This window comes from Kitasatospora sp. NPDC008050, assembly GCF_042957465.1.
Lineage (GTDB): Bacteria > Actinomycetota > Actinomycetes > Streptomycetales > Streptomycetaceae > Kitasatospora.
This window is the reverse complement of record NZ_JBIBIJ010000016.1, coordinates 46,479-62,950: the sequence shown is the minus strand read 5'-3', so window position 1 is coordinate 62,950 and position 16,472 is coordinate 46,479. Positions and strand designations below refer to the sequence as shown.

The window sequence follows — 16,472 nt, the reverse complement described above, 5'->3', positions numbered from 1 at the left end:
TCGCCTGCCCTACTTGAGCAGGCGGGAGAGCCGCCGGTCGGCCAGCGGCTTGCCGCCGGTCTGGCAGGTAGGGCAGTACTGCAGCGCCGAGTCGGCGAAGGAGACCTCGCGGATCGTGTCGCCGCAGACCGGGCAGGGCTGGCCGGCCCGTCCGTGCACCCGCAGGCCGGTCTTCTTCTCCGCCTTCAGCTCGCCCGCGGCCAGCCCGTGCGAGCGCGCCACGGCGTCCCGCAGGGTGTCGCCGATCGCCCGGTAGAGCGTCTCGCTCTCCGCCTCGGTCAGCCGTGCGGCCTGCTTGAACGGCGACATCCGCGCCACGTGCAGGATCTCGTCCGAGTAGGCGTTGCCGATCCCGGCCAGCACGCTCTGGTCCCGCAGCATCCCCTTGAGCTGCCGTCGCTCGCCGGCCAGCATGGCGCGCAGCGCCTCGGCGGTGAAGGCCGGGTCGAGCGGGTCGGGGCCCAGCCGCGCGACGCCCGGCACCTCGTCCGGGTCCGCCACGCAGGAGACGGCCAGGCCCTTCTTGGTGCCGGCCTCGGTCAGGTCGAAGCCGCCGGTGGAGTCCGCCAGCCGCACCCGCAGCGCCAGCGGCCCCTTGCCGGGGTGCGGCGCCGCGTCCGACATGTTCGGCTGCCAGCGCAGCCAGCCGGCCCTGGCCAGGTGGATCACCAGATGCAGGTCCGCCGCCTGCGGGCCGCCGGCGGTGATCACCAGGAACTTGCCGCGCCGGCCGACGGCGGTCACCGTGCGGCCCTCCAGGGCGGTGACCGGCGGCTGGTAGGTCTTGAGCGCGTTCACGGCCACCGGGTACACCCGGCCGATCACCTGGCCGACCAGGTGTTCGGTCAGGAAGGCGCTGAGCGCTTCGACTTCGGGCAGCTCGGGCACATCCCCCAGTCTGCTCGCCCGCCTGGCGGTCTGCTCGTCCACCGGACTTCGGCCGGGGCATTGGTTGATGGCCTTGCGCTATGAAAAAGTGATCATATGCAGGGTGAATCCATGGACTACCAGCTCGAACTTCAGCGCGCGGTCGACGCTGCCCGCCCGCTGCTGACCACCGGCCGGGTGGCCGACTACATTCCCGCGCTCGCCGAGGCGGACCGCCAGTCCTTCGGGCTGGCGCTGGCCACCATCGACGGCGAGGTGTACGGCGCCGGGGACTGGGAGGTGCCGTTCTCGGTGCAGTCCATCTCCAAGCTCTTCACCCTCGCCCTCACCCTGGCGGCCGGCAGCGAGGGGATCTGGCACCGGGTGGGCCGCGAGCCCTCCGGCACCCCGTTCAACTCGCTGATCCAGCTGGAGTCCGAGCAGGGCATTCCGCGCAACCCGTTCATCAACGCCGGTGCGGTGGTGGTCACCGACCACCTGCTGACCCTGACCGGGGACGCCGGCGGCGCCGTCCGCGAGTTCCTGCGCGCCGAGTCGGGCAATCCGCGGCTGGACACCGATCCGGTGGTGGCCGCCTCGGAGGCCGCCCACGGCCACCGCAACGCCGCCCTGGCCCACTTCATCGCCAGCTACGGCAACCTGGAGAACCCGGTCGAGGCGGTGCTCACGCACTACTACGCGCACTGCGCGATCGCCGCCAGCTGCCGGGACCTGGCGCTGGCCGGCCTCTTCCTGGCCCGGCACGGCCTGCGGATGGACGGCAGCCGGCTGTTCTCGCGCAGCGACGCCAAGCGGATCAACGCCGTCCTGCTCACCTGCGGCACCTACGACGCGGCCGGCGACTTCGCGTTCCGGGTCGGACTGCCGGGCAAGAGCGGGGTGGGTGGCGGGATCCTGGCGATAGTCCCGGGGCGCGGCACGCTCTGCGCCTGGGGCCCGGCGCTGGACCGGGCCGGCAACTCGGTCGGCGCGGTCGCCGCACTGGACGCCTTCACCACCGCCACTGGCTGGTCGGTCTTCTGACGATCCCTCAGCGCGCCGAGCCGCCCGGGGAACGGCCCCGGCTAACCTGACGAAAGGCGGCGCGGCGTGGTGGCTCGATCCGGCCCGACCCGGTCCGCCGAACAGTCCAGCTGTTCCGTGCCCCAGGGAGACGGCCGCCGATGACCCCCACGCCCCGCGAGGCCCTGCTGACCATCCGCCGGGAGCTCGCCCCGGCCGAACGGGAGAACCGGCTGATCCCACGGATCGAAGCGGGCCTGACCCCGGTCGCGGTGCTCGCCGAACTGGCCGCCCAGCAACACCGGATCATCCGCAGCGACCGGCGCAGCTTCCTGGTGCTGGCCGCGCGCTGCGCCGACACCCCGGCGGGCGGCTACTTCGGACGCCTGGCCGAGGGCGAGTCGCAGGCGCTGGGCGCGCTGAACGCGTTCGCGGCCGGCTGCGGCCTGTCGGAGCGGGCGCTGGGCGAGCGCGAACCGCTGGCCGGCTGCCAGGCCTACCCCGGCCAGCTGGCCTGGCTGGCCCTGAACGGCGAGCCCACCGCCATCGTGCTCGCGCTGGCCGCGAACTTCGCTGCCTGGGGCAACTACTGTGCCATCACGGCGCGGGCGCTGCGCCGGCACTACGGCTTCTCCGACGCCGCCTGCGCCTTCTTCGACTTCTTCGCCACCCCGGCCCCGGAACTGGAGGACGAGGCGGTCGCGGTGGTCGAAGCCGGCGGCCTGGACCAGCGGCGGCTGGCCGAGGGCCACCGTTACGGGCGGCTCCTGCAGGCGTATGAGCTGATGTTCTGGAACACCCTGGCCGACCTGAGCCCCGCCGCCGCGCCGGAGGACGACCCGGGCCTCGGGCTGGCCTGAGCCGGTTGCCCGGTTCCGGCCCGGGGCGCACGCTGGACATGTCGGCGGGCCGCGCCGGCCCGGCCCCGCTTCAGCAGGGAGGCACCGATGTCCATGGCCAGTCCGCAGTCCAACGAGGACGCGGAGCAGCGCGCTGCCCAGATCGAGGCGCAGGAACGGCTGGAGGGCGTCACCTCCGAACAGGTCCAGCACGCCCAGGACGAGTCCCGCGCCGAGGGCGACCCCTACGAGGACGCGGAGTAGTCGGATGAGCACACTGGAAGAACAGATCGACGTCGAAGTACCGGTCCAGGTGGCCTGGGAGCAGTTGCACCGCGTGCACCAGTACCCCGCGTTCGTGGCCGGGCTGCGGCACGCGCACCCGCACGGCAGCAACCGTGCCCACTGCGACATCGAGGTCGGTGGCACCGAGCGGGTCTTCGAGACCGCGATCAGCGACCACGGCGAGAACCAGGTGATGAACTGGCAGACCCTGGACGCCGCCCACCTGCGCGGCACCTTCGCGCTGCGCTCGCTGGACAACGGCTCCACCCGGGTGCAGGTGCGGGTCGAGTACGACCCGGAGGCCGTGCACGAGGTCTACGGCGGGCCGCACGGCTTCGCCCAGTCGCACGCGATCGAGGAGACCGTGCGGGGCGATCTCGCCCAGTTCAAGCGCCTGGTGGAGGAGGAGCGGCCACTGCGCGGCAGCTGAACGAGCGTCCCGAAGTGAGCCGTGCGGGAGAGCTCAGCGCTCGGCCGTGACCAGGATGCGCTGCGAGGTCACGTAGTCGGCGGGGCGGCCGTAGCCGACGGCCAGCTCAGCCCGGTCGTGCCACTCGGCGCGCCAGCCGCGCCGGTTCAGCCAGCCCACCGGGTCCTCGTCCAGGCCGCCGCGCCACAGCGCGACCACCGGGGCCAGGTCGGGGCCCCACTCAATACCCTCCACCACCTGCGAAGTACCGGCCCGGCGCTGCTCCTTGCTGTTGAAGCCGTGGGTGAGGGCGAGGCGGCTGCCCGGGGCGCTGAGCGAGTCGATGGTGCCGAGCACCGCCGCGGCCTCGTCCGGGCCGAGGTACACCAGCAGGCCCTCGACCAGCCACACGGTGCGCGCCGCCGGGTCGAAGCCGGCCTCGACCAGCGACCCGGCCCAGTCCTCGCGCAGGTCGACGGCGAGCGTGGTGCGCGGTACCGGTGCCTGGGCGCCCTGTTCGGCCAGCACCCGCTCCTTGAAGCCGAGCACGGCGGGCGTGTCGAGTTCGAAGACCCGGGTGCCGGCGGGCCAGTCGAGCCGGAACGCCCGGGTGTCCAGGCCGGCGGCCGGTACCACCACCTGCGTGCAGCCGGCCCGGGTGGCGGCCGTCAGGTAGTCGTCGAAGAAGCGGGTGCGGATCACCAGGTGGCGGGCGAGCGCGACCCTCGCCGGAGAGACCTCGGTGCGGGGCACCGTCGGCGGCCCGTCCGGGGCGGCGGCCACGAAGGCGGCGGCGTAGGGGTCTTCGAAGAGGCGGTCGGGCCTGGCGCTCTCCCGCGCGCGGGCCCGGGCCACGCCGATCGCGGTGCGGCCAACGCCCTCGGGTATCCGGTCACTTGTCATACCCGGCATGGTATGACGAAAGGCCCGAGGGCCCGCCCCCGCGAAATTCGCGGGGGCGGGCCCTCGGGGTCGGGATCCGACGGATCGTCAGTGACCGCCCTCGTCGACGACCTCGACGTCGTCGATGTTGCGCTGGATCTCCTCGACCGGGAGCGCCACGGCGCGGGCCCAGTAGTAGATCCCCAGCGAGAAGACGCCGATGACCGCCATGTCCCACCACAGCGGGAGCACGCCGCGGGCGCTGGGCCCGAAGCCGCCCAGGTAGGAGATGATGCCCAGGCCGATCAGGTAGACCGGCAGCCACTGGGCCGCCTTCCAGTTCAGCTTCGGCGCGTTCGGCAGGCCCTTGCGGATCGCGTAGGCCGCGTAGGAGCCGAGCAGCACGTAGCCGAGGATGATCGCGACGCCCAGACGCCACAGGGTGTCCCAGCCGGACCAGTAGATGATCAGGCTGGCGATCACGAAGGAGAGCGGGGCGATCACCTGGCCGGCCGGCAGCCGGTACGGACGCTCGCGCTCGGGCATCCGGTCACGCAGCACGCCCAGCGCCAGCGGGGCGCCGGCGTACATCAGCACGCTGGCCGAGGTGATGAAGCTGACCAGCTGCTGCCAGCTCGGGAAGGGCAGGAAGCAGACGATGCCGGTGACGAAGGACATGATCAGGCCGAACCACGGCACGCCGCGCTTGTCGGTCTTCTCGAACAGGCGCGGGGCGTAGCCGTTCTTGCTCAGGCCGTAGGAGATGCGCGAGGTGGAGGTGGTGTAGATCAGGCCGGTGCCGGCCGGGGAGATCACCGCGTCCAGCCGCAGCACGAAGGCCAGCCAGCCCAGGCCGATCACGGTGGCCAGACCGGCGAACGGGCCGTCGATGCCCTTGTAGGCGAGGTTCGCCCAGCCGTGCACGAAGCTGGCGCCGGGCAGCGCACCGATGTAGACGACCTGCAGCAGGGTGTAGATCAGGGTGCCGATCACCACGGAGCCGATGACCGCGCGCGGGATGTCCCGCTTGGGGTTCTTGCTCTCACCGGAGAGCTGGATCGCCTGCTCGAAGCCGAGCAGCGCGAAGATGATGCCGCTGGTGCTGATCGCGCCCAGGACGCCCTTGACGCCCATCGGCATGAAGCCGTGCGAGGTGAAGTTGCTCGGGTGGAAGTGGGTCAGGGCGAGGATGAAGATCGTCGCCAGCGGGATGAAGACCTTCCACCAGGTGGCGGCGCTGTTGGTGTGCGAGAGCAGGCGCACGCCGAGGAAGTTCACGGCCACGAAGATCCCCATCAGCAGGATCGACACGGCGATCCCGGAGGTCGTCAGGGTGCCGTTCGCGTGCTGGAAGCCGTCGGCCCAGGACCACTCCTTGGCGTAGCCGATCATGGCCTCGACCTCGATCGGTGCCACGGTGGCCGCCTGCAGCCAGGAGAACCAGCCGAAGGACATGCCGGCCAGGCCGCCGAAGGTGTAGTGCGGGTACCGGGCGGTACCGCCCGCGACCGGGAAGAGGCCGCCCAGCTCCGCGTGGACCAGCGCGAGCAGCACGATCGCGACGGCCCCGATCCCCCACGAGATGACCGCCGCTGGTCCGGCGACCATGACGGCGTTCTTGGCCCCGAAGAGCCAGCCGGAGCCGATGATCGAGCCGACGGAGGCCCAGAGCAGGCCTACCAGGCCCACCTCGCGTCGGAGCTTGGCATCGGTACCGGTGCCGGACGTCTTAATTCTGTCTACAACAGCCATGCGTAGGGACCCTCTTCAAAGATGGCGGGCGAGAGTGCGGTGAACGCTAGCTGGCCATTAAGGATCTGCAAAGACCCCTGAGCCGAATAGTTACGTTCACTCGACCTCGCGCTCCCCTCTTAGCGCCGGATTAGCGCCGATATTCGGCTTCCGGCCGCCCCCGCCGGGGCATGAGGATCGCTGCAGGTCAGCGCCGTAGGGGCAGTTGACCGCTTACACCTGGGAGAGTCCGTACCAACATTTGAGCTTCATTTGAGCTTTCTGCCACGCTCCTGCATTATCGTCGGCCCGCCCGATCGACACCTTCATTTCCGGTGTATTGCGCAACGGTCTGTGGAGGTTTCGGCGGCCGTTGCTTTCCGTGTCCGAGGAATTGCCGAACCGGCCCCGCGGGCCCTGGTCGCTATCGGCCAGGAGTCAGGACGGGCGCGGACGCCCCTGCCCGACCGGTGCTTCGGGCACGTCTGGTCCTGCGGCCCCCACCCACCTGCGGCTTCGGGCGCCCGCTCCGGGCGCCCGCCCCGCCGGTCGCGCTCAGGCCCCGCCGGTCGCGCTCAGGCCCCGCCGGTCGCGCTCAGGCCCCGCCGGTCGCGCTCAGGCCCCGCTGGCCACCAGGGAGATGTCCTGCCCCTGCCGGGCGAGGAACTCCGGCAGCACCGGCAGCCACCAGGCCGGGCCCTGGGTCAGGTGCGTCAGCGTCGCCTCCACCCGGGCGGCGCCGGGTGCGGCGTGCAGCTGGGCGGGCTTGCCCTGGCTGGCCCAGGCGTGCTCGCGGCCGTCGCACAGGGCCCGCACCCCGTCGCCGACGTTGCTCTCCTGCTGCCCGATCCGCAGGTTGCTGGTGACGAAGACCGACCCGCTGGCCGAGCACTGGTAGGTCCCCGAGAGGGTGACCGTGCCGTCCGGGGCGACCGTGCCCACGGGGTCCACGGTCAGCGTGTCACCCGCGGCCGCACCGGCGGGGGCGGCCGCGCCCAGCAGGGCGAGCAGGGCCGCACCGAGCAGGCCGGCCGCCCGCGGGACAGCTCTGACGGAAGTGGAACGGACTCGCACGACTACCTCCAGTGACGATTTCGCGCATCCGGTGACAGCGCGTTCGGGGCTAGAGGTACCGCCTCCCCGAAGCGGGGCCGCGCATTCTCACCCGTTCGGCGCGTGTCCTGGGCCGGTGGGCGGACCGGCCGCGGGAGCCGCCGCGGCAGGGCCCCTGAGCGCGGGCGAGCGCGGGCCCTCTTGCCCCGGCCCGCCCGGCTGCGGCAGGCTCGGGTCCAGGGGGCACATCGGCGTGCCCCGCCGCGACCAGAAGGACGAGCAGCGATGACGACCCCTCAGACGCCCCCGAGCGTGATCCCGCCGCTCTTCGCCGGGCTCTGCGATGACGCGGCGATCTTCCCGCCCGGTGACCTGGCGCTGCCGCAGGCCGTCCCCGCCCATCTGGCCCACCGCTCGGCCTGGTACGCGGAGCTGGTCGGCCCCTTCCTCTGCGCGGCCGGGCGGATCGGCGCACTGTCCGAGCAGCTCGCCGCCGGCGAGGCGCCGCTGGAGGGACAGCTGCCGGTGGGCCTGATCGTGCCGGAGGGCAGCGCGGGCCTGGCGGACGCGCTGCGCGCGGTGACGGCCGACCCCCGGCTGCGGCTGGCCGGGCTGGAGGTGCTGGCGGACCGGGACAAGCCGGTCGCCGAGGGCGTGCGGGCCGTGCGCGCCGAGCTGGACCGGCTGCTGCCCGAGTACGCGCCGGGCGTGGACGCCGCGATCGAACTGCCCCGCGGGCCCGAGCTGCTGCTCGGCCTGGACGAGCTGGAGGGATCCGCCTACCGGGCCAAGTTCCGCACCGGCGGCGTCACCTCGGCGGCCTTCCCCGGCGAGCTGGAGCTGGCCTCCTTCCTCTACGCGGCGGTCTACCGGAAGCTGGCCTTCAAGTGCACGGCGGGCCTGCACCACGCGGTGCGCCACGACGACGAGGCCACCGGGTTCGCGCACCACGGCTTCCTGAACGTGCTGTTGGCCACCCACGCGGCCCTGAGCGGCGCCGAGCACCCGGAGTTGGCCGGGCTGCTGGGCGAGCGGGACGGCGCGGTGCTGGCGGCGAAGCTGGCCGACCTCGACGAGGGGCAGGCGCGCGCGGCGCGCGGCGCCTTCACCGCCTTCGGCACCTGCAGCATCGCCGAGCCGCTGGCCGACCTGCTCGCCCTGCACCTGGTCGCACTGCCCTGACGGTCGTCGCAGCCGGCCCCGAGGCCACCTGAAATCCGGCGGTTCCGACCCCTTACCGCTGCCGATACCTCGCAGTAGCCTCGCCGGGTTCGGCCCGCGCGCCGCCATCGGGGCCGCGCCGGGCCGCCCGGGAGGGTTCATGCGATCGCTTCTCCGTGGCCGCCGCCTGTGCGCGGCCGCCTGCACCGCACTGCTCGGCGCCACCGCGCTCGGTCTCACCGCCTCGCCCGCCTCCGCCGCCACCGGCCCGGGCACCCGCTACTACCTGGCCCTGGGCGACTCGCTGGCGGCCGGGTACCAGAGCCTGCCGGGCGGCGGCTCGGAGGTGGGCCACGGCTACGCCCAGGACATAGCGGCCACCCTGGGCCGGCGGGCCGCCCGGGACGGCCACCCGTTCTCCTTCACCGACCTGGGCTGCCCGGGCGAGACCAGCGGCTCGATGATCAACGGCGGCTGCGACTACCCGCACCCGTACACCGATCCCCAACTGGCCACGGCCACCGCGTTCCTGGCGGAGCACCGGCACGACGACGTGACGGTCACGCTGGACATCGGCGCCAACGACGTGGACGGCTGCGCCACCGCCGAGAGCCTGGACGCGGCCTGCGCCGCCCAGGGCGTCGTCACCGCGGGCCGGGACCTGGGCACGATCCTGACCCGCCTTAGGGCCGCCGCCGGGCCGCACACCCGGATCATCGGGATGAACCTCTACGACCCGTTCCTGGCGGCCTGGTTGACCGGCACCCAGGGCAAGGTACTGGCCTCGTTGTCGGTGCCGGTGGCCGACGCACTGAACGGCACACTGGACCTGGTGGACGCGCTGCACGGGGTGCCGACCGCCGACGTGGCCAAGGCGTTCGGCACCAACTCCTTCCTGCCGCTGGTACCGCTGGACGGACAGCAGGTCCCGCTGAACGTGGCCAGGATCATGGGCTGGACCAACATGGCACGCGAGGACATCCACGCCAACGACACGGGCTACCAGGTGATCGCGGGCGCGTTCCTGACCAGACTCTGACCGGAGCGGCCCCAGGGGTGCCGGCCCGCCGTCAGGCCGGGCCGGCACCGATGGCGGTGGTGAACGCCCGGGCCCGGCGGGTGAGTTCGGCCCAGTCGCCGGCCTCGACCGCCGCCGCGGGCACCACCTCGCCGCCCGCGCAGACCGCGAGCGCGCCCTGCGCCAGGTAGTCGGGCGCACTCGCGGCGTCCACTCCGCCGGAGGCGACCAGTGGGACCTCGGGGTAGGGGCCGCGCAGGTCCCTGAAGTAGCCCGGGCCGAATGCCCGGGCCGGGAAGATCTTGACGGCGTCGGCGCCCAGCTCCACGGCGTGCGCGACCTCGGTGGGGGTCAGTGCGCCCAGCACCACGGGGACGCCGGCCGCGCGCGCCACCTCGGCCACCGGCGGGCGGCAGCCGGGTGTGACCAGGAACTCGGCGCCGGCCTCGATCCCCGCCCGGGCCTGCTCGGCCGTCAGCACCGTGCCAAGGCCCAGCCGGCAGCCGGTGCCGGCGGCCGCCGCCCGGGCCAGCTGCTCCGTCACCCGTGGTGTGGTGCAGGTGAGTTCGACCCAGTGGATGCCGCCCTCGGCGAGCGCGGCGCAGAGCGCGGCGGCGTCGGGTATCACGGCGGCGCGGACCACCGCGATCACTTGGGCGGCGGCGAGCTGCTTGCGGAAGGTCATCGGGTCCCTCGATCGGTGCGGCGCAGCGCGCGGCCTGGCAGCGCGCCGGTGGGGCGGGCGTCGCGCAGCACGGCGGTGCCGTTGACGTAGACGTGCTGGATGCCGGCGGCGGCGCGGCGCGGCTGCTCGAAGGTGGCGGTGTCGGCGACCGTGGCGGGGTCGAAGAGCACGAGGTCGGCATGGTGGCCGACCGCTATGGTGCCGCGGCGCAGCAGGCGCAGTCGCCGGGCCGGGCGCCCGGTCATCCGGGCCACCGCCTGCTCCAGCGTCAGCACGCCCAACTCCCGCCCGTAGTGGCCGAGGTAGCGGGCGAAGGTGCCCCAGGCCCGAGGGTGCGGGCGGGCGCCGACCAGCAGACCGTCGCTGCCGGCGGTGTGCGCCGGGTGGCGCATGATCGCCCGCACGTTCTCCTCGTGTCCGACGTGCTGCAGGACGGTGGTGCCCAGCTCGTCGGCGCGCAGCAGCTCGAAGAAGGCCTCGGTGCCGGTGCTGCCGCGCGCGGCGGCCAACTCGGCCACCGTGCGTCCGACCGCGTCGGCCAGGTGCGGGGTGCGCACGCCGGAGATCTGCACCGCGGACCAGTCGGCGACCACGCCGTGGCAGCCATCGCTGCCCTGCTCCTCCAGCGCCAGCCGGATCCGCTCGCGCGCGGCGGGGTCGGCGAGCCGGGCCAAGGTGGCGTCCGGGCCGCCCTCGGCGGCCCAACTGGGCAGCATGGCAGCCAGGGTGGTGGAGCCCGGCAGGTAGGGATAGCTGTCCAGGGTGAGGTCCAGGCCGTCCGCGAGGGCCCGGTCGAGCAGGGCCAGCAGCTCGCCGGCCCGGCCCCGGTTGACGGCGAAGTTCATGGTGGCGTGGGCGAGGTGGAGCGGGCAGCCGGTGCGGCGGGAGATCTCCACCATCTCCGCATACCCGGCCAGCGCGCCGGCTCCGTAGGAGCGCTGGTGCGGCGAGTGGTAGCCGCCGTGGGCGGCCACCACCGCGCAGAGCGCGGCGAGTTCGTCGGTGTCGGCGTACATGCCCGGGGTGTAGCTCAGGCCGCTGGACAGGCCCACCGCGCCCTCGCGCAGGCCCTGGGCGAGCAGTTCGCGCATGGCGTCGAGTTCGGCCGGGCTCGGCGGACGGCGTTCCCAGCCCAGCACCAGGGTGCGCAGCGTGCCGTGCGGGACCAGGTAGCAGGCGTTGACGGCGATGCCCGCGTCCAGCCGGTCCAGGTACTGCCCGACGGTCCGCCAGTCCCACGCGAAGCCGGCCGGATCGCCGTTCCAGCCCGCCAGTTGGCGGCGCAGCTCGGGCAGTGTGCGGTCGTCCACCGGGGCGTAGGACAGACCGTCCTGGCCGAGTACCTCGCAGGTGACGCCCTGGGTGACCCGGGACAGGTGGTCGCGTTCGACCAGCAGGCGCAGGTCCGAGTGGCTGTGCATGTCGATGAAGCCCGGTGCGAGCACCAGCCCGTGTGCGTCGATGTTCTGACGTTGTGTCAGCCCACTGCCGACTGCGGCGATCTCGGCTATCAGGCCGTCGCGCACCAGCACATCGGCCTGATAGCGGTCCGCGCCGGTGCCGTCGACCACGGTGGCACCGCGGAAGAGCAGGCCGGACATCAGAAGAAGGTCCGCACCAGATCGACCACCCGGGGGTTTTCGGCCGCCGCGTCGTCCAGCACCGGGATCAGGGTCCACTTGTCGAAGGCCGTACAGGGGTGGGAGAGGCCGAGCCTGACCACCTCGCCGATCTCGGCGTCGCTGTCGCGCAGGAACGCGTGCTGGTCGTTGAGGGCGGTCACGGTGCCGGTCAACGGACGGCCGGGGCGGGCCAGTTGCGGCTCGGGCAGGCCCAGGTCGGCGGGGAAGTCGCGCTTGCCGCCGTCCAGCAGCGCAAGGGCCGGCTCGGGCTGCGAGACCACTCGGGCCCAGCCGTGCAGCGCGGGGCGCAGCGGCCGGCCGCCGGCCCCACGGGCCAGCGGCGAGATCGCCCGGTAGAAGCCGTCGTCGTGCGCCAGGTAGGAGCCCGAGCGCAGCACCACCGTGGTGTCGCGGTGGGCGGCGGCGAGCGGGGCCAGCACCCGGGCGACCTGGTCGAAGTAGGCGCTGCCGCCCGCGCTGACCAGCACCTGGTCCGCCGCGGCGAAGAGGTCCGCGGCGCGCAGCGCGTCGTGCAGCTCGACCAGGGCGGCCAGGTACGCCTCCACGGCGGCCAGGCCGGCGGGCGTGCTGTCGTGCGCGAGTGCGGCCTCGTAGCCGCCGACGCCGGTCAGCCGCAGGGTGGGCGCCTGGTCGACGGCCCGCGCCACGGCGAGCGCGGTGGCCTGGTCGCGGGCACCGGTGCGCCCGCCGGGGCCGCCGAGTTCGAGCAGGACGTCCAGCGGGCGCTCGGCCCCGGCGGCGCGCAGTGCCTGGTCCATCTGCTGGACGGCGGCGACCGAGTCCACCCAGGTGCTGACCCGGAAGTCCGGGTCGGCGGCCAACTCTCCTGCCAGCCAGGCCAGTCCACCCGGATCGAGCAGCGCGTTGGCGATCAGCACCCGGCTCACCCGAAATGCCCTGGCCACCCGCAGCTGCGGCAGGTTGGCCAGCGTGATGCCGAAGGCACCGGCGTCCAGCTGGGCCTGCCAGAGCGCCGGGGCCATGGTGGTCTTGCCGTGCGGGGCGAGCTGCACGCCGGCCCGGGCGCACCAGTCGGCCATGGTGTGCAGGTTGTGGTCGAGCGCGCCGGCGTCCAGGGTGACCAGCGGGGTGGCGAGTTGGTCCAGGGTCGGGCCGGTGGCGAGGTATTCGCGCACCGTCAGTCCCCAGGCCTCGGCCGGGACGGCTTTGAACCGCCAGTCCAGCCGCTCCTCGGCGAGTGCGGCCACCGCGGCCCGGTCGATCCCTGTTGTCCGCTGCTCCATCACTGCGTCTGATACCACCCTTGACGTGGGTCGTTGCATATGTTGCAACATCCTTTGCATATGCTGCTATGCCGTTCTAACATGCGGGGCGACACCGGTCAACGAAGGGGAGTGCCTGGTGACAGCAGTGGAGGCGGTCTGCCTCGGCGAATCGATGGCCGTGCTGCTCCCCGACCGACCCGGGCCGCTGGAGGCCGTGGAGAGCTTCCACAGCCGGGTCGGCGGTGCGGAGTCGAACGTCGCCTGCGCGCTGGCCGGGCTGGGCGTGCCCACCGCCTGGCTCAGCCGGGTCGGCGCCGACGGCTTCGGCCGGCGCCTGCTCGCCGAACTGGCGGCCCACGGGGTGGACACCTCGGCGGTGGTCCTCGACCCGCACCGCCCCACCGGCCTGTACGTCAAGGAGGTCGGCAGCACCGGGCCGCACCCGCACGACCTGGGCCCCGGACAGAGCCGGCTGCACTACTACCGCACCGGTTCGGCCGCCGCCGCGCTCGGCCCGGAGCTGCTCGCCGAGCCCGCCGTCGCCGCGCTGCTGACCGGCGCCCGGCTGCTGCACCTGTCGGGCATCACCGCCGCGCTCTCGGACAGCTGCCTGGCACTGGTCCGCGCCCTGCTGGCGGCGCCCCGGGGCGGGCGCCTGGTCAGCTTCGACCTCAACTGGCGCCCCGCGCTCTGGCGGCACCGCGACCCGGCCGTGCTGCCCGCGCTGCTGAACGCCGCCGACCTGGTCCTGCTCGGCGCCGACGAGGCCGCCGCCGCGCTCGGCACCGGCGATCCGGACGAACTGCGCGCCCTGCTGCCCTCCCCCGCCACCGTGCTGATCAAGGACGCCGGCCGGCTGGTCACCGCGATCGGCCGGGACGGGCAGCGGGTGAGCGAACCGGCGCTGCGGGTCGAGGTGGTGGAGCCCACCGGCGCCGGCGACGCGTTCGCCGCCGGCTACCTGGCCGGCACCCTGCGCGGATTCGACCAGCGCCGCCGGCTGCGGTTGGGCCATCTGGCGGCCGCGGCCGCCCTCACCTCCCCCGGCGACCAGGGCACCCTGCCGCCGCCGGAGCTGGTGGCGGCGCTGCTGGACGCCACCGAGGCCCAGTGGGCGGCCACCCGGGTCAAACCGGCGGGCGTCGAGACCCCCGTGGGCGGTGGCAGATGAGCCAGACGGTCACCCGCGCGCTCACCCTGCTGACCGAACTGGCCGAGGGGGAACGCTCCTTGGATCAGCTGGCCGGGCTGCTCGGGGTGCACAAGACCACCGCGCTGCGGCTGCTGCAGAGCCTGGAGGAGGCCCGGCTGGTCTACCGCGACGGCGGCTTCCGCTACCACCTGGGCGCCGGCCTGTTCGCCCTCTCCAGCCGGGCCCTGGAGCAGCGCTCGGTGCGCCGCACCGCCTCCCCGTACCTGGCCGAGCTGAGCGCGGCCACCGGCCAGACCGTCCATCTGGCGGCGCTGGAAGGCGGCGAGGTGGTCTACATCGACAAGTTCGAGTCCCGCCAGCCGGTACGGATGTACTCCCGGATCGGGCTGCCGGTGGCGATGCACTGCGCGGCGGTGGCCAAGGTGCTGCTCGCCGACCTGCCGCTGCCCGAGCGCCAGAAGCTGGTGGCCGCCCTGACGTTCACGCCCTTCACCGAGCGCACCCTGACCACGCCGAAGGCGCTGCTGGCCGAGCTGGCCCAGGTGACCGGTCAGGGCTGGGCCCAGGACCGGGCCGAGCACGAGCCGTTCATGAACTGCGTGGCCGCCCCGATCCGGGATGCCACCGGGCGGGTGGTCGCGGCCGCCTCGCTCTCGGTGCCGGACCTGGTGCTGCCCTACGAGCGGGTGCTGGAGCTGCTGCCTCAGCTGCTCGCCACCACCGGCGCCGTTTCGGCGGCCTGCGGCTCCCCCTGAGCAGCCGTCGGCCTGCCGGTCCGAATCGTCCGGCCCGCCACCGTCCCACCGGCCGCCGCCCGCACGACCGCCGTCCGAACGACCGCCATCCGAACGACCGAAATGAGCAGCATGACCGAGAAGACCGAGATCCGCACCGACGGCGCCCCGGCCCCGGCCTGGGTGTTCTCCCAGGGCGTGCGCAAGGGCCCGATCCTGCAGGTCTCCGGGCAAGGCCCGCAGGACCCGGCCACCGGCGCCTACCTCCACGAGGGTGACGTCCGGGCGCAGACCCGGCGCACCCTGGAGAACGTCAAGGCGATCCTGACCGCCGGCGGCGCGAGCGTGGCGGATGTGGTGATGTTCCGCGTCTACCTGACCGAGCGCGCCCATTTCGCGCCGATGAACGAGGCCTACGCCGCCTTCATCGAGGAGAACCTGCCGCCCGGCGGGGTCAAGCCCTGCCGCACCACGGTCTTCGTCGAACTGCCCCACGAGGTGATGCTGGTGGAGATCGACGCGCAGGCCGTGCTGGACTGAACCGCCGCCGCGGCCGGACCCCGGTCGGGGTCCGGCCGCGGCGGGCACGGGGTCAGGCCCGGCAGAGCACTCGGGCCGGCAGCCGGCTCGGCAGCGGCACCTTGCGCGCCTGCTGGCCCTGGCCGCGCGGCACGGTGCCGGGGCGGGCCGCGGAGGTGCTCTGGTAGGTGAGCACCGAGCGGGCCGTCACCGGCCTGGCGGCGGCCGGCACGGACGGCGCCGCCATCCGCGGCTTGGAGCCGGCCAGCACCGACGGGGTCGGCACCCGCGGCTTGCCGGCGGCCGGCACCGACGGGGTGACCGTCAGATAGTCGGACAGAAACCGCCGCTCGGACTGGCTGAGCTTGCGCGACCGCCCCGAGGCCCGGTCCCTGGCCACCACCACGGTCCTGGCCGTCATGTAGGTGAACGGGTCACGGCAGACGTCCACTCGAACGTGTGCCGAACTGCGGCCGAGCCGCTCGACCATCAGCCGCACCATCAGCGGTTCCGGCCGGTGGTGCAGCTGTTCCAGATAATCGATCTCGTGCCGGGCGATCAGGAAACCCGCGGAAAAGAGCGAATCCTGGACGGCCTTCGCGTGGTGGTGAAAGAGGTCGTAGATTCCCTCCTGGATGTAGCCGACCAGCCGGGCATTGTTGATGTGCCCGTTCTGGTCGACATCGCTCCAGCGAGTGGGGCAGTGCAGGACGTGGGCGTTGCGGTGCGTCGTCATCTGCTGTCCCCTCACCCGTTGGCCTGGGGACGGGCACCGGCCCCGACCGAGGGGGAGGAGCTGCGCCGCGGCCCGGCCAGGGCCTGCTCCAGGCGGGCGTGGTAGCCGGCGTTCGCGGCCCGCATCCGGCCCGCGGTCCAGCCCTCCTCGGCGGCTTCGGCCGCGATCCGGACCACCAGGGTGTCCAGCGCCTTGTCCACCGCCCGGCACAGGTCCGCTGCCGCGGCGATGCGCCCGGCCATGTTTCCGGCCCCACCCTTGACGGGGAATTCGGCGAGCGCGTTCACCGCGAGCTGGACCCCGTCGGCGGCGGCCGCACTGTTTTCCGGCTGGCAATTGTCGTGCACGGTGTCTCCCGGGAAATAGGGGTTGGACAGGGACGGGCACCCCCGGGTTTCCGGAGGTGCCCAAGGACGCAGCGAGGACGACGCTAACCCAGTCCAACCACCCAATTCGCGAATCTTCCGCCACCTGATGGCAGTTCCCCACGACCGGAGTACGGATAATT

At 73.3% G+C, this 16,472-nt stretch carries 18 protein-coding genes; 9 read left to right on the top strand and 9 right to left on the bottom strand.

Features of this window, described 5'->3' with window-relative positions:
* Positions 1 to 9: 9 nt before the first annotated feature.
* Positions 10 to 888 carry an Fpg/Nei family DNA glycosylase gene (locus ACFZB9_RS27010; protein ID WP_391451315.1) on the bottom strand — a complete coding sequence of 293 codons (879 nt, stop codon included), beginning with the start codon at positions 886 to 888 and terminating at the stop codon, positions 10 to 12.
* Positions 889 to 999: 111 nt separating this feature from the next.
* Between ACFZB9_RS27010 and ACFZB9_RS27005 the strand changes: the two genes are divergently transcribed.
* The 4 genes from ACFZB9_RS27005 to ACFZB9_RS26990 all read left to right on the top strand — a co-directional run bounded on the left by ACFZB9_RS27005 (position 1,000) and on the right by ACFZB9_RS26990 (position 3,444).
* Entirely contained in the window at positions 1,000 to 1,911 is a 912-nt protein-coding gene (locus ACFZB9_RS27005; protein WP_391451508.1) for a glutaminase, read from the top strand.
* A gap of 140 nt (positions 1,912 to 2,051) precedes the next feature.
* Positions 2,052 to 2,750 carry a transcriptional regulator gene (locus tag ACFZB9_RS27000; protein WP_391451313.1) on the top strand — a complete coding sequence of 233 codons (699 nt, stop codon included), beginning with the start codon at positions 2,052 to 2,054 and terminating at the stop codon, positions 2,748 to 2,750.
* 87 nt (positions 2,751 to 2,837) lie between these two features.
* Positions 2,838 to 2,993 carry a hypothetical protein gene (locus ACFZB9_RS26995; protein WP_391451312.1) on the top strand — a complete coding sequence of 52 codons (156 nt, stop codon included), beginning with the start codon at positions 2,838 to 2,840 and terminating at the stop codon, positions 2,991 to 2,993.
* A gap of 4 nt (positions 2,994 to 2,997) precedes the next feature.
* Positions 2,998 to 3,444: an SRPBCC family protein gene (locus ACFZB9_RS26990; protein WP_391451311.1), complete on the top strand. Its 447-nt coding sequence runs from the start codon at positions 2,998 to 3,000 to the stop codon at positions 3,442 to 3,444.
* 33 nt (positions 3,445 to 3,477) lie between these two features.
* Here the strand turns inward: ACFZB9_RS26990 and ACFZB9_RS26985 are convergent, their stop codons facing one another.
* The 3 genes from ACFZB9_RS26985 to ACFZB9_RS26975 all read right to left on the bottom strand — a co-directional run bounded on the left by ACFZB9_RS26985 (position 3,478) and on the right by ACFZB9_RS26975 (position 7,110).
* Positions 3,478 to 4,326, bottom strand: coding sequence for an SAM-dependent methyltransferase (locus ACFZB9_RS26985; protein ID WP_391451309.1), 849 nt, complete (start codon positions 4,324 to 4,326; stop codon positions 3,478 to 3,480).
* A gap of 87 nt (positions 4,327 to 4,413) precedes the next feature.
* A complete protein-coding gene (locus tag ACFZB9_RS26980) occupies positions 4,414 to 6,057 on the bottom strand; it encodes an APC family permease (protein WP_391451307.1) in 1,644 nt (547 codons plus the stop codon).
* A gap of 594 nt (positions 6,058 to 6,651) precedes the next feature.
* Positions 6,652 to 7,110 (bottom strand): DUF6299 family protein, encoded by a 459-nt coding sequence (locus ACFZB9_RS26975; protein WP_391451305.1) that lies wholly within the window; start codon positions 7,108 to 7,110, stop codon positions 6,652 to 6,654.
* A gap of 264 nt (positions 7,111 to 7,374) precedes the next feature.
* On the opposite strand from ACFZB9_RS26975, the gene ACFZB9_RS26970 reads away from it, so the two are divergent.
* Positions 7,375 to 8,271: a hypothetical protein gene (locus tag ACFZB9_RS26970; protein ID WP_391451303.1), complete on the top strand. Its 897-nt coding sequence runs from the start codon at positions 7,375 to 7,377 to the stop codon at positions 8,269 to 8,271.
* Positions 8,272 to 8,410: 139 nt separating this feature from the next.
* A complete protein-coding gene (locus ACFZB9_RS26965) occupies positions 8,411 to 9,289 on the top strand; it encodes an SGNH/GDSL hydrolase family protein (protein ID WP_391451301.1) in 879 nt (292 codons plus the stop codon).
* 31 nt (positions 9,290 to 9,320) lie between these two features.
* Here ACFZB9_RS26965 and ACFZB9_RS26960 read toward each other — a convergent pair whose 3' ends face one another.
* The 3 genes from ACFZB9_RS26960 to ACFZB9_RS26950 are packed head-to-tail and all read right to left on the bottom strand — an operon-like array spanning position 9,321 to position 12,840.
* A complete protein-coding gene (locus ACFZB9_RS26960; RefSeq protein ID WP_391451300.1) occupies positions 9,321 to 9,953 on the bottom strand; it encodes a bifunctional 4-hydroxy-2-oxoglutarate aldolase/2-dehydro-3-deoxy-phosphogluconate aldolase in 633 nt (210 codons plus the stop codon).
* On the bottom strand, positions 9,950 to 11,554 hold the full coding sequence (locus tag ACFZB9_RS26955) for an amidohydrolase family protein (protein WP_391451299.1): 1,605 nt from the start codon (positions 11,552 to 11,554) through the stop codon (positions 9,950 to 9,952). The genes ACFZB9_RS26960 and ACFZB9_RS26955 overlap by 4 nt, the downstream gene beginning before the upstream one ends.
* Positions 11,554 to 12,840 (bottom strand): amino acid deaminase, encoded by a 1,287-nt coding sequence (locus ACFZB9_RS26950; RefSeq protein WP_391451298.1) that lies wholly within the window; start codon positions 12,838 to 12,840, stop codon positions 11,554 to 11,556. The genes ACFZB9_RS26955 and ACFZB9_RS26950 overlap by 1 nt, the downstream gene beginning before the upstream one ends.
* Positions 12,841 to 12,958: 118 nt before the next feature.
* Between ACFZB9_RS26950 and ACFZB9_RS26945 the strand changes: the two genes are divergently transcribed.
* The 3 genes from ACFZB9_RS26945 to ACFZB9_RS26935 all read left to right on the top strand — a co-directional run bounded on the left by ACFZB9_RS26945 (position 12,959) and on the right by ACFZB9_RS26935 (position 15,249).
* A complete protein-coding gene (locus tag ACFZB9_RS26945) occupies positions 12,959 to 13,993 on the top strand; it encodes a sugar kinase (protein WP_391451296.1) in 1,035 nt (344 codons plus the stop codon).
* Positions 13,990 to 14,730 carry an IclR family transcriptional regulator gene (locus ACFZB9_RS26940; protein WP_391451294.1) on the top strand — a complete coding sequence of 247 codons (741 nt, stop codon included), beginning with the start codon at positions 13,990 to 13,992 and terminating at the stop codon, positions 14,728 to 14,730. Before ACFZB9_RS26945 ends, ACFZB9_RS26940 begins: the two co-directional genes overlap by 4 nt.
* A gap of 111 nt (positions 14,731 to 14,841) precedes the next feature.
* Positions 14,842 to 15,249: a RidA family protein gene (locus ACFZB9_RS26935; RefSeq protein ID WP_391451292.1), complete on the top strand. Its 408-nt coding sequence runs from the start codon at positions 14,842 to 14,844 to the stop codon at positions 15,247 to 15,249.
* Positions 15,250 to 15,301: 52 nt separating this feature from the next.
* Here the strand turns inward: ACFZB9_RS26935 and ACFZB9_RS26930 are convergent, their stop codons facing one another.
* Both ACFZB9_RS26930 and ACFZB9_RS26925 read right to left on the bottom strand, forming a co-directional pair.
* A complete protein-coding gene (locus ACFZB9_RS26930) occupies positions 15,302 to 15,964 on the bottom strand; it encodes an acyl-CoA thioesterase (protein WP_391451290.1) in 663 nt (220 codons plus the stop codon).
* 11 nt (positions 15,965 to 15,975) lie between these two features.
* Positions 15,976 to 16,311, bottom strand: coding sequence for a hypothetical protein (locus tag ACFZB9_RS26925; RefSeq protein ID WP_391451288.1), 336 nt, complete (start codon positions 16,309 to 16,311; stop codon positions 15,976 to 15,978).
* Positions 16,312 to 16,472: the final 161 nt, after the last annotated feature.

Excerpts from the sequence above, each read along its gene's own strand:
- ACFZB9_RS27005 (WP_391451508.1), top strand. The coding sequence starts at position 1,000 with ATGGACTACCAGCTCGAACTTCAGCGCGCGGTCGACGCTGCCCGCCCG.
- ACFZB9_RS27000 (WP_391451313.1), top strand. The coding sequence starts at position 2,052 with ATGACCCCCACGCCCCGCGAGGCCCTGCTGACCATCCGCCGGGAGCTC.
- ACFZB9_RS26995 (WP_391451312.1), top strand. The coding sequence starts at position 2,838 with ATGTCCATGGCCAGTCCGCAGTCCAACGAGGACGCGGAGCAGCGCGCT.
- ACFZB9_RS26990 (WP_391451311.1), top strand. The coding sequence starts at position 2,998 with ATGAGCACACTGGAAGAACAGATCGACGTCGAAGTACCGGTCCAGGTG.
- ACFZB9_RS26985 (WP_391451309.1), bottom strand. The coding sequence starts at position 4,326 with ATGACAAGTGACCGGATACCCGAGGGCGTTGGCCGCACCGCGATCGGC.
- ACFZB9_RS26980 (WP_391451307.1), bottom strand. The coding sequence starts at position 6,057 with ATGGCTGTTGTAGACAGAATTAAGACGTCCGGCACCGGTACCGATGCC.
- ACFZB9_RS26970 (WP_391451303.1), top strand. The coding sequence starts at position 7,375 with ATGACGACCCCTCAGACGCCCCCGAGCGTGATCCCGCCGCTCTTCGCC.
- ACFZB9_RS26965 (WP_391451301.1), top strand. The coding sequence starts at position 8,411 with ATGCGATCGCTTCTCCGTGGCCGCCGCCTGTGCGCGGCCGCCTGCACC.
- ACFZB9_RS26960 (WP_391451300.1), bottom strand. The coding sequence starts at position 9,953 with ATGACCTTCCGCAAGCAGCTCGCCGCCGCCCAAGTGATCGCGGTGGTC.
- ACFZB9_RS26955 (WP_391451299.1), bottom strand. The coding sequence starts at position 11,554 with ATGTCCGGCCTGCTCTTCCGCGGTGCCACCGTGGTCGACGGCACCGGC.
- ACFZB9_RS26950 (WP_391451298.1), bottom strand. The coding sequence starts at position 12,840 with ATGGAGCAGCGGACAACAGGGATCGACCGGGCCGCGGTGGCCGCACTC.
- ACFZB9_RS26940 (WP_391451294.1), top strand. The coding sequence starts at position 13,990 with ATGAGCCAGACGGTCACCCGCGCGCTCACCCTGCTGACCGAACTGGCC.
- ACFZB9_RS26935 (WP_391451292.1), top strand. The coding sequence starts at position 14,842 with ATGACCGAGAAGACCGAGATCCGCACCGACGGCGCCCCGGCCCCGGCC.
- ACFZB9_RS26930 (WP_391451290.1), bottom strand. The coding sequence starts at position 15,964 with ATGACGACGCACCGCAACGCCCACGTCCTGCACTGCCCCACTCGCTGG.